Annotated in this window: 11 protein-coding genes; 1 reads left to right on the top strand and 10 read right to left on the bottom strand. The window is 42.1% G+C overall.

The window, feature by feature from the left end; translation table 11 throughout:
* Nucleotides 1-172 precede the first annotated feature (172 nt).
* Complete coding sequence (locus tag HMPREF9078_RS03185; protein ID WP_009419310.1) at nt 173-1,396, bottom strand: exonuclease SbcCD subunit D C-terminal domain-containing protein; 1,224 nt, start codon at nt 1,394-1,396, stop codon at nt 173-175.
* 64 nt (nt 1,397-1,460) lie between these two features.
* Between HMPREF9078_RS03185 and HMPREF9078_RS03180 the strand changes: the two genes are divergently transcribed.
* Nucleotides 1,461-2,627 (top strand): class I SAM-dependent RNA methyltransferase, encoded by a 1,167-nt coding sequence (locus tag HMPREF9078_RS03180; protein ID WP_009419309.1) that lies wholly within the window; start codon nt 1,461-1,463, stop codon nt 2,625-2,627.
* A 4-nt stretch (nt 2,628-2,631) separates the two neighbouring features.
* Here the strand turns inward: HMPREF9078_RS03180 and HMPREF9078_RS03175 are convergent, their stop codons facing one another.
* From HMPREF9078_RS03175 to HMPREF9078_RS03135, 9 genes are all read right to left on the bottom strand, one after another.
* Entirely contained in the window at nt 2,632-3,393 is a 762-nt protein-coding gene (locus HMPREF9078_RS03175) for a hypothetical protein (protein WP_009419308.1), read from the bottom strand.
* Nucleotides 3,394-3,398: 5 nt separating this feature from the next.
* Entirely contained in the window at nt 3,399-3,932 is a 534-nt protein-coding gene (locus tag HMPREF9078_RS03170) for a cytochrome c (RefSeq protein WP_009419307.1), read from the bottom strand.
* Between the two features lie 10 nt (nt 3,933-3,942).
* Nucleotides 3,943-5,745 carry a quinol:electron acceptor oxidoreductase subunit ActD gene (locus HMPREF9078_RS03165; protein ID WP_009419306.1) on the bottom strand — a complete coding sequence of 601 codons (1,803 nt, stop codon included), beginning with the start codon at nt 5,743-5,745 and terminating at the stop codon, nt 3,943-3,945.
* A 7-nt stretch (nt 5,746-5,752) separates the two neighbouring features.
* A complete protein-coding gene (locus HMPREF9078_RS03160) occupies nt 5,753-8,647 on the bottom strand; it encodes a 4Fe-4S dicluster domain-containing protein (RefSeq protein WP_034542693.1) in 2,895 nt (964 codons plus the stop codon).
* Between the two features lie 45 nt (nt 8,648-8,692).
* Nucleotides 8,693-9,394 carry a cytochrome c3 family protein gene (locus tag HMPREF9078_RS03155; protein ID WP_009419304.1) on the bottom strand — a complete coding sequence of 234 codons (702 nt, stop codon included), beginning with the start codon at nt 9,392-9,394 and terminating at the stop codon, nt 8,693-8,695.
* A 27-nt stretch (nt 9,395-9,421) separates the two neighbouring features.
* Nucleotides 9,422-10,006, bottom strand: coding sequence for a dephospho-CoA kinase (gene coaE, locus HMPREF9078_RS03150; RefSeq protein WP_009419303.1), 585 nt, complete (start codon nt 10,004-10,006; stop codon nt 9,422-9,424).
* A complete protein-coding gene (locus tag HMPREF9078_RS03145) occupies nt 10,003-10,935 on the bottom strand; it encodes a hypothetical protein (RefSeq protein WP_009411323.1) in 933 nt (310 codons plus the stop codon). Before HMPREF9078_RS03145 ends, coaE begins: the two co-directional genes overlap by 4 nt.
* A gap of 197 nt (nt 10,936-11,132) precedes the next feature.
* Nucleotides 11,133-11,972 (bottom strand): prephenate dehydrogenase, encoded by an 840-nt coding sequence (locus HMPREF9078_RS03140; protein WP_009419302.1) that lies wholly within the window; start codon nt 11,970-11,972, stop codon nt 11,133-11,135.
* 7 nt (nt 11,973-11,979) lie between these two features.
* Nucleotides 11,980-14,328, bottom strand: a complete 2,349-nt coding sequence (locus tag HMPREF9078_RS03135) for a hypothetical protein (RefSeq protein ID WP_009419301.1) — start codon at nt 14,326-14,328, stop codon at nt 11,980-11,982.
* Nucleotides 14,329-14,466 lie beyond the last annotated feature (138 nt).

Raw genomic sequence — 14,466 nt, 5'->3', positions numbered from 1 at the left:
CTATAATATTGAAATCAATCGGGGTCTAAATCCGTGCAATCCGTGTAATCTGTGCGAGACATTTAAAACAGCAAAGCTGTTTATTTGTTTGATTTTTTTAAGATTTGAGAGATTTCTGTAGCGTAAGCTACACTTTTCTTACATCAAACTCACATCAATTAACCACTAATCATTAATCAGTCGCTTTCTCCATTGCTTCATCAAACAAAGGTTTATAGAATTCAGGCAGTTCTTTTTGGAATTTATTTTGGTAAACCCTTTGTAGTACCTCATAAGGTTGCAGGTCGTTTAAAGTAATTTCCTTTTGCAAAGTTTCCTTTGTAGTGTTTTGTTGCTGTTGGTAGCGCACATCTATACGCGCCAAGCGTACGTGTTTATGAGCGATAGCTTTCAGTATGCTGTTTTTGAGTTCAGGAGCAGGTTCGTTTAGTAATACTTTTACTTCTAAATAAGGAGCAGGAGTATGAGTAGTTCCCTTAGGTAAAGAAGCCAAAGCATTCAGCACTTCTTTAACCGGTAGTGGTTGTTCAGGCACGCTTAACATAGGAGTATGCAACGGAATAGGCACCGTTTTAATATCCTGTACACGTCCTTCTTCTAATGAAAAAGCTACCACTTGATGCTGATAATGCTTTTCTGAAAATGATAAAGGTATAGGGCTTCCCGAGTAGCGTATATGAGCTTTACCACCTAAGGCTTGAGCTTTGTGAATATGTCCCAAAGCAATGTATTGTAACGCGTTAGGAAAGCTCGTTGGTTTGAAGCCTTCTATTCCCCCAATAATAGGACGCTCAGCCGTGTCCTCATCGCTGAGTTCTGCTCCCAAAGCGTGCAGATGTCCCATAGCAATCAGCGGTTTCCCTTTGGCAATAGTCAAAGCCTTTTCCGTAATTTCGCGGTAGAAGGCTTCCACCCCTTGAGTATAATCGGGGTTAGTATCTTCATTTTTAGGAGTATCCCCTAAGCGGAGAAAAGGCACGGCAAGGCAGTAAGCCATTACTTCCCCTTTTTCGTAAAGCGGAATGATAAGACGTTTGTAATCTATCTCTCTCTGTTCATTTCTTTTCACATATCCCACCAAATGCACTTGTGTATCTTCCAAGAGCGGTTGTGGCATTTCAAGGCGTACAGGCGAATCGTGATTACCCGCAATAGCTATAATTTGCAGTTGGGGGAAGCGCTCAGTTGCTTGATGAAGAAAATGATAAAACTGCTTTACCGATGCCACTGCAGGGTTAGCAGTATCAAACACATCTCCACTGATAAGTAAAACATCAGTATGTTGTTCTTCAATAATTTGCAAAAGATTATCCAAGAAATATTGATGTTCGTTATAGCGGTCGTATTGGTAAAACGTTTGTCCTAAGTGCCAATCGGCAGTATGTAGCAAGTTCATTTTTCAGTTATTTATTTTCTCAAATGGCAAAAATAATGTATATTTGCCATATTTTTGTATACTAATGGAAAATAATTATAAAATGGTAGCCAAAACTTTCTTTGGCTTTGAAGATATTTTAGCTGATGAATTGCGCAATTTAGGGGCTATGCACATAACCAAAGGCGTTCGCAGTGTACAGTTCGAAGGTGATAAAGGCTTTATGTATAAGGCGAACCTCTGCTTGCGTACCGCTTTAAAAATACTGAAACCTATTGCTTCTTTTTATGTGCGTAACGAGAAAGAATATTACCAAAAACTCTATGACTTCAATTGGCAAACCTACCTAAGAGTAGACCAGACCTTCGCTGTTACAGCCACCTTACAAACCGAACTTTTTAATCACTCTCAATACGTGGCTTTAAAAGCCAAAGATGCCATTGCTGATGCTTTTCGCAATGCCACAGGTCGTCGTCCCAATGTAGATGTACTACACCCCGATTTGGAGATACATATTCATATTCAGCGCAACGAAGTAATTGTGTCACTCGATAGTTCGGGCAATTCACTGCATCAGCGCGGGTATCGTACAGCTACCAATATAGCTCCTATCAACGAGGTGCTCGCTGCTGGTATCCTATTACTCAGCGGTTGGCAGGGGCAGTGTGATTTCTTAGACCCTATGTGTGGTAGTGGTACTTTTTTGATAGAAGCAGCTATGATAGCTTGTAATATTCCAGCCAATGTACACCGAAAAGAGTTCGCTTTTGAACGTTGGAACGATTTTGATGAAGACCTCTTTAATCTTATCTTTGGCAGTTGTATTAAAAAAATACGAGAGTTTCACCACCAAATTGTAGGATATGATAAAGCACCGTCAGCAGTAGCTAAAGCCAAAGATAACTTAAAAAATGCTGACCTATCTGAGTACATTCAAGTATTCCAAAAAGACTTTTTTGCTACTGAAAAAGAAGATAAACAGCAACCATTACATATGGTGTTCAATCCTCCTTACAATGAGCGTCTACAAACCGATGTAGAACAGCTTTACTCATCGATAGGCAACACTCTTAAACATCATTACCCCAATACCGATGCGTGGTTTATCACTTCTAATTTAGAAGGTATAAAATATGTAGGATTGCGTCCTTCACGAAAAATAAAACTCTTTAATGGTAAATTAGAAAGCCGATTGTTACAATATAAGATGTACGAAGGAAGTAAGAAAGCTAAAAAACAAGCCGAAGAGTAAAGTTCTATTTTACAAAGGGCATTACCATTAAATAGAAATTGAGGTATTGCCCCAATAATATAAGGACAGCTGTTCCCAAAAGGAGCAGCTTTTTTTGTTTGGCTCGTGAGGATAACAAGATGAGAAAAGGTAGTGCAAAACTGAGAATAAGCATTGCTACAATAGCCTCTCCATAGCCTTTGCTGAGAAGAGTTTGGTAATAAACAGTTTCTTCGGGAATATTGGCGTACCATATTAGCATATATTGTGAGAACCACAAATACGCCCAGAAAATAGAGAATCCAAAGAGGTATTTTCCTAAATCGTGATAGTGCTCTGGCTTGCTAAATAGAGTGATGAGGGCAATACCTGAGAGCAGAAAACTGCTGAGCAATTGCCACGCAAAGAGGGTGCTGTGCCATTCGGGAGTAAGACTTAAAAACCAATCCCACGCCATTGGAGTTTCGGTAAGAAAGAAAATGACTAAAAATAGTACGTGAGGTGTTAAAGTCTTAAACTTTTTTAAAGTATAGCGATACCCCACCCATACTGCCATATAGCCCACAGTACGCAACAGAAAATAAGGTTCGTGATGCACTATGTACAGCACTCCCAACAAAACTAATAATACTAACCATAAAGGTGTTGTGATACGCTTCATTATAGGGTATAAATCGGTTACCCATTCCGCGTGAGTTACTTTGTTGATAGCATAGAATACCAATACCCCTACCAACGTAAGCGCTATAAACAACAGAATTGAATATGTTAAAAACAATATGCTCATACTTCTTACCTCTTATCTCTTAGCTGTTCAACGTACATTGCTACTTGCCAGCGTTCTTTCTCACTCAGCTGATTAGCAAAAGCGGGCATTGTATTGCGTCCGTAGTAGAGCACGTGGTAAATGCTACCTTCGGTGAGCTCTCTGCTCTTGTAGTTGGGAACGCCTAAAATTTTCTCTCTTTGCACTAAAATGCCTTTGCCGTCACCTTTCTCACCGTGACAGAGCGCACAATAGATACCGTAAAGTTTTTTGCCATCGGTTAGGTTTTGAGTTTGTTGTAGAGTATCAGTTGCTAAAGGGTTGTGCAATTGTGCTTTGGCTAGCTCATACCCTTCAATAGTATTAGGGAAGCGGTAGGGCAACTCACCTCTTTTTACAGTGTGTTCAGGAGGGGAGAGCGGTGTGACTTCATAAGTTTTATAAGCAGGACTCTCATACATATCGGGCATAAATTCAATGTTGCGCTCTTGTTTGTTCCTACAACCAACTACCAATAATATTAGCAATAAATACTTTATATAATTATTAAAATGTTTCATTTCTTACCTCTTACTTCTTATCTCTTACCTGAATTACAAATTTATCATCACTACTTTTCTTTATAGGATTTTCAGCTTTTTTGAATGGATATAACCTACTTCTGATAAAGAAACTAATCACCAATAGATGCGCTGCAAAATATACAACCAACTCGAATATTATGGGTACAAAAGCGGGGAGGTTTTGCCAGAAAGTGGCATTAGGCTTTCCACCAATATCCATTGGCCAGTCTTTTATCATTGTGAAATAGGTAAGCCAACACCCGAAAAACAAGCCTATGAGTCCGTATAGAAAAGTGGCTTTACCTAAGCGAGTGCGCTTGAGCCCTAAGGTTTCGTCTAAACCGTGTACATAGAAAGGCGTATATACTTCTTGAATTTCCTTGCCTTCTGATTTTAATTCTTTTATTTTATCTAAAAGATTTTTAGGAGAGGTAAGAGTTAAGAGGTAAGAGTTAAGAGACTCCTGCCCGCTAACATCTGTCCCCTGACACCTGTCTCCTAACACCTGAGACCTGCCCCCTTTCACCTCAGCTTGTGCAATCATCGGAAAACTTCTTGCATATAATAAAAACAACAAAAAGAAAAATCCCAAAGTGCCTACAAATATCCCTATATCCACCCACGTAGGACTGAACATCGTCCACGACGACGGCAGATAACCGCGGTGTAGTGAGGTAACGATAATCACAAAACGTTCGAACCACATCCCTACACATACTACCAAAGCAACACCTACTGAGAAAGTGATACTACGACGTAACTTTTTGAACCAAAGCAGTTGAGGGAGAACTATATTGCAAATAATCATCGTCCAGAATGCCCACGCATAAGCACCTGTAGCACGATTTATGAAGACGTATTCTTCAAACTCCGAGTGAGAGCGCATTGCCATAAAAAACTCGGTGAGGTAAGCAACCGCTACAATACTACCTGCTACTAACATCACAGTGTTCATCAGCTCGATGTGTTTGAGGGTGATATAGGCTTCTAACTTACATACTTTGCGCAAGATAATAAGTAGCAAGCTCACCATTGCAAAACCCGAAAAGATAGCTCCTGCTACAAAGTAGGGCGGGAAGATAGTAGTGTGCCAACCAGAGACTACCGAAGTAGCAAAATCGAAAGAGACAATAGTATGCACCGAAATGACTAACGGAGTGGCAATACCTGCCAAGAGCAACATTGTTTCTTCCATACGTTGCCAATCTTTGGCACGACCACTCCACCCAAAACTCAGCAAGCTGTAAATCTTCTTCTGAAAAGGCTTGAAAGCACGGTCGCGGAGCATCGCAAAATCGGGGAGTAAGCCCACCCACCAAAACACTAAGGATACCGAAAAGTAGGTAGCAATAGCAAAAACATCCCATAGCAAAGGCGAGTTAAAATTGTCCCACAACGAGCCGTATTGGTTAGGAATAGGCAAGTTGAAATGCAATAACCACGGTCTGCCCAAATGCAGTATCGGGAAGATACTCGCTTGCAAGACAGCGAAAATAGTCATTGCTTCAGCCGAGCGATTGATAGCTACCCGCCACTGTTGGCGAAAGAGCAACAATACCGCCGAGATAAGCGTCCCCGCGTGCCCGATACCTATCCACCACACAAAGTTGGTGATGTCCCACGCCCAGCCTACGCTTTTGTTGAGCCCCCAAGCGCCTATACCATCGCGCAAGGTTACCCATATTGCCCATACCCCCCAGAGGGTCGCCAAGAGGGTAATGCCAAAGGCAATCCACCACGCACGCGAAGCACGACCTTCGATGGGGTGCGCTATATCTTCACTGATGGTATGATAGGATTTATTTACCATTTACTTTTCACTTTTCACTATTCACTACTTTCACTTGATACACCACATTAGGGTCGGTGTTGAGCTCTGCCAAAAGCTGATACATACGATCGCTGGCACTGAGTTGGGCAATTTTGCTTCCTTCTTCGTTGGCATCGCCAAATACCATAGCTCCTGTATTACAAGCCGCGGCACAAGCTACTACATTGTTGAACTCTCCTGGGGCGACCGCACGACCTTCTCTTTTGGCTTTCAGTATTACTGCTTGGGTGTTCTGGATACAGAGGGAACACTTTTCCATTACCCCTCGCGAACGTACCGTTACATCGGGGTTGAGCACCATACGCCCTATTTCGTTGTTCATATTGTAGTTGAACTGCTTGTTTTCACTATACTGAAACCAGTTGAATCGGCGTACTTTGTAAGGGCAGTTGTTGGCGCAATAACGCGTGCCTACACAGCGGTTGTAAGCCATTTGGTTTTGTCCTTGCTGTCCGTGAGCGGTAGCGATTACAGGGCAAACAGTCTCACAAGGGGCATTATTACAATGCTGACACATCACGGGCTGAAAGCCTACGCACCTTTGTTCGTTTTCTCTTGATTCATAACGGTCGATGCGCAACCAGTGCATATCGCGCGAGCGACGCACTTCTTCTTTGCCTACTACGGGCACATTGTTCTCGGCGTGGCAAGCGATCACACAAGCCGCACAACCCGTGCAAGCATTCAGGTCGATAGAGAGTTTAAAGTGATGTGGGGTAGTAGGGTCTTTCTTGGTTTTAGGGGGGTGAGGGTTCCACACTTCCGCAGAGGAGTTTAAGAAAGTATCTAAACTGATTTCTTTCAGGATATTTTTGCGCCCTACCAATTCATTTTGCAGTTGCAAGCAGGCAAATTCGTGTGTGCCGTCTGCTTTTTCTATCTGTACGCCTTGGTTTTTACAATGGTCTTTATAAAGAGGAAAGGCATTCACGCCTATTTGCATTTCGGTTTGTATGCCTGCCTTGCGCCCATAACCTAAGGCAAGCCCCACACTGCCTTGTGCTTGTGCAGGGGTGATAAGTACAGGAACGATGATACTTTTGCCGTTAGCACTGATTTTCGCCTGATGTCCATCTAAAGCACCGTCGGCAGTACGCCAATTCTCAATACCTAAGGTTTGCGCATCGGTGGGGTGCATCGTGAGGAAGTTATCCCACGTAGTGCGGTGGATAGGGTCGGGGAGTTCTTGTAGCCAAGGATTGTTAGCTTGTTGTCCGTCGCCCAAAGCGGTGCTGATGTAGAGGGTGAGTTCAAAAGGCGCTTCCGATTGGCTTTCAAGCAGATTACCGATGGATATATCAGTAAAAGATTCTTTGGTGCGGAATAAACTTAGTCGTTCCTCTTCTTGTTGTTCAAAATCAAATCTTTTTTCCTTATCTACAAAAGTACCGTCGTGTAGGGCTTGTTCCCAAGGAAATCCTTTTAAAATATGGTTTTCCCAATGAGCTTTGATAAAATCGTAATAGCTCTCCTTGTGTCCTACCCATTGCAGGAAGCAGTCTTGCCATTGTTTGGTGTTGAAAAGCGGACGTATACAAGGCTGCATCAGTCCGTAGTGCCCGTATTTGAATTCTACATCGCCCCACGACTCTAAATAATGAGGTTGAGGTGCCCAAAGGGTCGTTTGCTGGGCAGTTTCATCAGCGCGCATCGCAAAGGATACCGAAAAAGGTACTTTCTTCAAGCCAGCGGCAAACACTTCGGCATTAGGCAAACTGTATAAGGGGTTGAGATTGTTGATGAAGAGGGCACCTACCTTGCCTTCGTTCATATCGATGAGTAGCTGTTGTAGAGCATTAACATTACCTTTACGGGTAAGCACGGGAGTTTGAAGCAAGAAAGCTTCACTTTGGAGATGTTCATTGATAGCAAAAGCGATTAATTGAGCTTCAACGCTATCAATACCTGTTACTATTAAGGCTTTGCTACCCGCTTTTTTGAGTTTGGAAGCTATTTTCTTTATTTTGTCTTCAATAGTAACTTTATTCTCCTCTTTTTCTATAATATAGGTTGGGAAATGAAAATGTTCATTCTCCTCAAAACCTTTTAGGTATTGGAAACAGTAAGCTAATGCTTTTTTCACTTGGTCAGGAGTGAGTGCGATACGCTCATCGGCATTAGCGCCTGTAAGGCTGAGGTTGGCTTCCAACTGAATATGGCGCGACATTCCGTTTGCTTTGCTGGGGATACGCCCTTGCGCATAGCCTGCTTCATAGCCCCCGCCATTCCAATCGCCCAAGAAATCGGCATCAAAGGAAACGATGAGCTTTGCCTTACTGAAATCGTAATCGGGCATTGCACGCAATCCATAGTGCCATTCAAAAGCGGTGAGGGTAGCATCTTCCGATACTGTATCGTATTCTACGAGTTTAAAGGTAGGGTATTTTTCTTTTAATAGTTCTACAAGAGCATAACTCGACGGACTTGCGAGTGTTTGACTGAGCATCACTATTTGTCTCCCTTCAGCTTTTGCTTTCTCTAAGGCAGTAACGACTTTAGTATCCAGCTGTTGCCATAATTCACCTCCTTGAGAGAGGGTAGGGGAGGGGTTTCTCTGCTCGTCATACAAACTCAATACCGATGCCAATATCCTTGCATTCACAGCCCCTCCTGCTTTGGCTTCGGGGTTGCGCAATACAGCAATGGGTCGCCCTTCACGAGTTTTCACCAGTACGCTGGCAAAGTCAAAACCATCGGCGATGCAAGTAGCGTAGTAATTGGCTTCACCTGCTACAATGCTTTCGGGCTGTATCACATACGGAATCGTTTTGTGTACCGCCCCTTCGCAACCTGCTAAGGCAGCCACCGCTGTAGAAAAACCTAAGAATTTTAGGAAATCCCGCCGTGATGTTGGTATGTTATGTATATTCTCATTCGTCATTTTAATAATCGTGTGTACAGTTTGTACTGCCCGTGCGGCTCGCACTTAGTAGTGGCATTTTGCACATTCTAAGCCTCCCATTTCGGCAACGGTTAGTTTGCTAACATTTAGCTTTTTAGCCAAAGCCTTGTGCACTTCTTCATAGTGCTGATAATAAGGGTTGTTAGCATTCACAGGCATTTGGCGATGGCACTCTATACACCACCCCATCGTAAGAGGAGCGTACTGGTGTACCACCTCCATTTGTTGTACTTCGCCGTGACATTTCTGACATTCCAATCCACCTACTGCTACGTGCTGACTGTGATTGAAATAAGTAAAGTCGGGGAGTTTGTGAATGCGTATCCACTGCACCCCTTTAGGAGTGCCCGTATAGCGAAATTTCTGCTCGTCCCAGCCTACTGCTTCGTATAATTTCTTGATTTCTTTGGTATAAAATTCCTTAGTGTAACCATTGGCGAGATCCTCCTCACCTTCATATTCCGAAATGGTATTATGGCAACCCATACATACATTGAGTGAGGGCACCCCTGCTACTGCCGAAGTCCGTGCCCCCGAATGGCAATATTTACAATCGATTTGGTTATCACCTGCGTGAATTTTATGAGAGAAGTGAATAGGTTGTATAGGTTCATAGCCCTCGTCTACCCCTATCTGCATCAGAAAGGCGTAAAGAGCGTAGGTAATGCCTAAAAAGGCAATGATAAGGGTTGATATAAAGATAATCTTTTTCAATTGATAATTCATAATTGACAATTGACAAATGCCGTTGCGTTACAAACTTTGGCAAAGTTGAAAATGTATTCTCTTTATTTGTTCTTTGGCACTTTCTAAATCGACGTTCTCAATCACCGCATTTGAGAGGGCAATGCGCTGGGCATCACTCCATTGTTGTGACATACGCGCTCGCACTTGGGCTTCGGTGCAATGGTCGCGTGCCATTACACGGGCAATGCGCACCTCCTCAGGTGCTGTAACCGTGATGATATAATCACAATCCTTATAGCTTCCACTTTCAAAGAGGATAGCAGCTTCTTTCAGTACATAGGGCGAAGTTTGCTTCTTTGTCCACTGTTTAAAATATTTTGCAAGGGCAGGATGTACAATGCCGTTGAGTATCGCTAATTTCTCAGAATTGTTGAACACAATCTGGGTGATATAAGCGCGGTTATATTCTCCATTTTGGTAAGCCTCCTCACCAAAAGCAGCCATAATGCGTTTCTTTACCTGTGCATTGTTAGCGATGAGGACTTTAGCTTGTTCATCTGAATTGAATACTGCGATACCTAAAGCAGCAAATTCTTTGGCTATAGTGCTCTTGCCACTACCAATACCTCCTGTGAGTCCTACTACCATCATTCTTTGCGTATTAGAAAATCAACGGAGGTCTCTTTCATAAAAGCTACCTTTATGCGTCGTTTATGAGTATTGAGTTGTAGTGGTATATGGTTGTCGGTTGCCTCGCACAAATCAGCAGTTACTTCTATATCGTTAGGAGTAAGGGTCTTTAAGATACTCAATTCACCTGTACAAAGTACACTCACTTCGTCGGGGAAGACTTTTACTTGACTCTCTTTCGGTACGCCCATCACCTTCACAGGTACGCGCAATTCCTGCTCGCTCACCTTATCGACAAAGGCTTGCATCACAATTTTATGAGCGTTATAATGTACCCAAGGAGTGCTTTTGAGCGTATAAGTTTCACCGAAATTGTCTTTTAGCGGACGTTTGTGACGGTATTGGAAAGTTACTTGTGTGAGCGTATCTATCACTTTTTGGCTACCTGAAGCTACTACCGAATCGGGTAAGAGGCGCAATTCCGTAAGTTGGTATTCTTTAGGGAATTCCACGTTTAGGTGTACTACTACGGGTATTTTTTTGGTGCGTTTGGGTACTAAGTATAGTTGTAGAGTATCGGAGACTACCGAGCGTATTCTGAAATTCGATAGGTAAGTATTGCTGAGTTTGTCCTTACTGCTTTTAGAGAGTGTATAAAAGTGTTCGCCCACTTCTTGTAAATCGGAGAAATCTACGGTAAGGGTAGCATTTTGTCGGTAGGATTTCAGAAGAGAAAAGCCATTGCCTTCTACTGTTATTCTCACGTAGTTAGGAGCAGAGGGTAGAAATACCTTGTCAGCTGGCAGATTGATAACCGTTACTGGTACCGATAATTCTCTGATGAGGTTTTTAGAGAGTTTCTTCAGCGACCAAATGAATACCGAGAGCAACAGGCATATCACAAAAGTGAGGTTGCGACGATTAGTGAAAAAGAGGCGAAATGGCTTCATAATTAGGTAAAAGGTAAAATTTGGCACAAAGGTATAAACTTTTATTGAGAGCACAAAATAATACTTATTAATACTTTAATGCAGTATATACCTATTATTAGAAAAGTATATACCTGTGAGGTCAGCGGTATATATCTATTACTAAACGGGTATATACACGTTACAGCTCGCGTATATACCCATTTGGTATTAGAATACTATTTGAGTATTTTCCTAATATAATTGGCTTCGTGGATACTTTGGATAAGGGCTTCGGATTGTTCAGTTTCGATGAGAGTTCTGAAAGCTTCTAAATTCTTGATATATTCATTGAGGGCTTTTAGCACATTGTCCTTATTCTCCAAAAAGATAGGACACCACATCTGAGCGTCGCTTTTTGCCAAACGCACCGTAGAGGCGAAACCTGTACTGGCTAAATCGAAGATTTGAGCTTCGTCTTTTTCTATCTCTAAAACGGTTTTGCCCAGCATAAACGAACTTACGTGCGAGAGGTGTGATACATAGGCAGTATGTAAGTCGTGGTCAGAAGGTTGCATCATCTTCACGCGCATATTAAGGGCTTTTACAATACTCAACGCACGGTCAAGCAGTTGCCAATTGCTTTTTTCTACTTCACAAAGTGCCATTACTTTCCCATCGAAGAGGTTGTAAAGAGCTGCCTCAGGTCCTGAATGCTCGGTACCTGCCATAGGGTGCGCTGCTACAAAATTTTGCCTATGAGGGTGCGTAGCTACTACCTCGCAGATGTGACCTTTCACAGAACCTGCGTCCATTACTAACGTGTGCTCGCCTACTTTATTGAGTACCTCTATAAGCACTTTGCCTATATGGTTCACGGGTACTGCTATGAGCACGAGGTCGGCATCGGTGAGATGGTTGTAATCTGTACTTTCATCGATGATGCCTAAGGCTAAGGCTTTTTCTATATGATTAGGGTTTAGGTCGATACCAGCAATGTGGTAGCCCAAACGTTTTTTTAATTCTAAGGCAAAGGAACCTCCTATGAGACCTAAGCCTATGATGACTGCTTTTTTCAATTCGATATTAATTAGCTAATTGTCTCATAGTGTAGAGCACCAATTCAGTGGGTGATTTTTCAGTAACTATCCAAATAGATTTATCTAAATCTACATCTATTGCGATGGGGGATACTGATTCTACGGGAAAGTCTTTTAACAATTTTCCTTTTTCGTCGTATAAATAGGCTTTTTTGGTGTTTTGTTCGTTTACTGAGACGTAGTTGATGCCACGAATACGGAACTGTTTAGGACGGGCATATTTACCTTCGGGAAGTTCAATGCGTTGCCCGCCTATGGTAAGTATATTACCCGAAAGAGAGGTAAGTGCATAACGATTACCTTCCCAATAAAAGGGTTCTACCAGCGATGGATTTGTGCGATTCATTCCTCCTTTCTCATCGATAGAAATAAGGTTGCCTTCTTGAGTGGTGAACATAAACAAGTTATTGAATACCAAAGGAGGATTGTTAGAGAAACGATAGTTACCCTTTACTGTTATTCTGTTTTCACCGTTGCGGTGCAAGATGTTAAAGATACCATTATCGGAAGGGTAGATAAGATAGTCTTTGCCATTGAAACGGTAATGCTTAGGAGTAAACAAAGGTTTTCCATTGGTGCGCTGTAAGAAGCCTTTCACTTGTTGTCCTTTTCTGTCTAACAGGTGCAAGATATTGTTTTCGGCAAAGAGGAAGCGGTATTCGCGATTGCTATCGTAATCGAAAACCTCCAAAGGTGTGATAGGGTTTTGATATTTTAGAGGGAAAGGCTCTACCACATTGCCGTTGCGGTCAATAATCCAGATAGACTTTTCGGTAGTGAAAGCCATTTGCAAGAAACCGTTTTTAAATAAATCGACCTGGTAAATAGGGCTTTGTATCTTTCCGTCTAAGCGTTTTTTCCACAAGAGAGAACCGTTGTTACCTATCAGATATAAATCGTTATTAGTGTCTTGCACGGCTATTTCGAGTTGTTTGGTGCGGTGGTTTAAGAGAATGGTAGGAGGGATAACCATTTGGTCGTCTAACGTAAGGCGGAAACGTTCTTTCATCTCATCGGAAAGAGTGCTTTCAGTTTGTTTTTGACTGATGAAGTTAAGCACGTAATAGTCGTTTTGAGGGGTTTGTTGGAATACTGCCCAGCGATAGTTTTCGGCTATATAAGGATATTTACTGCTAAAAGCTGTGTTGTCATAGAGATTTGTGAGTCGCGTAACACTTACGTTGGAAGCGCTGTTTTGTTCTAACCAATCGTAAGATTTATTGGCTGAAAGCACATTACCTCGTTGCATATCGTTGATTACTGAGGTAAGAAGGTCTCTGGTGGTAGTAAATACGAGAAACTTTTCATACACTCCGACGTATTTAGGGACAAACTGAGGTACAAAAGCCGTGAAAAAATCCATTGGGAGGTCGGGGTTGAGTTCGTACATAGAGAAATTGTGCTGAAAGTCTTCTGAGAGTACGGGCAACTGTTTGATGGTCTCATCTACATCAAAAGAAGAGGCGACCGCAAATTGACCTTCGGGGGTTTGAGCAAAAGCTACCCCATTGATAGAGGTTTTAAACGGATTATTGGTAGCTGTACTATCGTTTTGAGCGAGCTTATCGCCGTCGTCGAAAGTATAAGAAACGAGTGAACGCAAGCGTGCGGGAAGTACATTTAACACATTGTTTTGATAGGGTAGGGTGTGTGCCATTATATCGGCATTGGCATTGGCAATGAGTGCCATACCGCTGAAACGTATGTTGTTTTCTTCTAAGAAAAGGTCGAGAGAGACCCAATCTTTTACATTTTGCAATATCTCGGTTCCGAAGAACGATTTGAAGTAAGCATTTGCTTCGTCTTTTTGGAAGAAAAGAGTGGCAACGCATTCGGTATTACCTACTTTTTGGAGTTGTTCCAAAGACTGTTGCCGTGGTGTTTTAGTTTCTTGTTTCAGTTGTTGATAAGCCGAAACAGTCTCGGAATCGCCTATAACCAAGTTGTTATCGGCTATGGTGTAAAACCATTCTTTACCAAACTGAGCTTGTTTTTGGATTTGAGTATCGGCATTGCGCCAAAAACTAATAGTATCGTTACTAATACGGGGAGTTATGGCAAAGAAATGACCTTCGGTATCAAAAGCTACCCACAAGTTATCATCGGTGGGAATGCTATTAAGGAGTTTTACCTCGTGTGGGCGCAACTGATGAGGATTGAGCGTTTTCCAAAAGGTATTGTTAGCAATGGCACTGAGGAAGTTGTCTTTATCGTTGATGCGGAAAAGCATTTGCGTATTATCGGGGAAGAGCAAGGGTGTTACCTCCTCTTTCTTCTCTTTGGAATCGCAGGCGAGCAGGGATAAAAACAGCGTTATGTAAAAAAGAATGCGCATAATTAAGATGTTTCAATGAAAGCAGAGTAATATGCAATGAAGTGCAAAGGTAGGAAAAAAATTTTTAATACCAAAAATGCTGATAATGGCAATAATAGTAATTTAACTTTGGCAAAGTTTGAAACTAAGGTTGTAAGG

The organism is Capnocytophaga sp. oral taxon 380 str. F0488 (genome assembly GCF_000318255.2).
Taxonomy (GTDB): Bacteria; Bacteroidota; Bacteroidia; order Flavobacteriales; family Flavobacteriaceae; genus Capnocytophaga; species Capnocytophaga ochracea.
The sequence above is the reverse complement of the archived record's forward strand: the minus strand, read 5'-3'. Positions and strand labels throughout refer to the sequence as shown.

Excerpts from the sequence above, each read along its gene's own strand:
- HMPREF9078_RS03175 (WP_009419308.1), bottom strand. The coding sequence starts at position 3,393 with ATGAGCATATTGTTTTTAACATATTCAATTCTGTTGTTTATAGCGCTT.
- coaE (WP_009419303.1), bottom strand. The coding sequence starts at position 10,006 with ATGATGGTAGTAGGACTCACAGGAGGTATTGGTAGTGGCAAGAGCACT.
- HMPREF9078_RS03155 (WP_009419304.1), bottom strand. The coding sequence starts at position 9,394 with ATGAATTATCAATTGAAAAAGATTATCTTTATATCAACCCTTATCATT.
- HMPREF9078_RS03170 (WP_009419307.1), bottom strand. The coding sequence starts at position 3,932 with ATGAAACATTTTAATAATTATATAAAGTATTTATTGCTAATATTATTG.
- HMPREF9078_RS03165 (WP_009419306.1), bottom strand. The coding sequence starts at position 5,745 with ATGGTAAATAAATCCTATCATACCATCAGTGAAGATATAGCGCACCCC.
- HMPREF9078_RS03180 (WP_009419309.1), top strand. The coding sequence starts at position 1,461 with ATGGAAAATAATTATAAAATGGTAGCCAAAACTTTCTTTGGCTTTGAA.
- HMPREF9078_RS03185 (WP_009419310.1), bottom strand. The coding sequence starts at position 1,396 with ATGAACTTGCTACATACTGCCGATTGGCACTTAGGACAAACGTTTTAC.
- HMPREF9078_RS03160 (WP_034542693.1), bottom strand. The coding sequence starts at position 8,647 with ATGACGAATGAGAATATACATAACATACCAACATCACGGCGGGATTTC.
- HMPREF9078_RS03135 (WP_009419301.1), bottom strand. The coding sequence starts at position 14,328 with ATGCGCATTCTTTTTTACATAACGCTGTTTTTATCCCTGCTCGCCTGC.
- HMPREF9078_RS03145 (WP_009411323.1), bottom strand. The coding sequence starts at position 10,935 with ATGAAGCCATTTCGCCTCTTTTTCACTAATCGTCGCAACCTCACTTTT.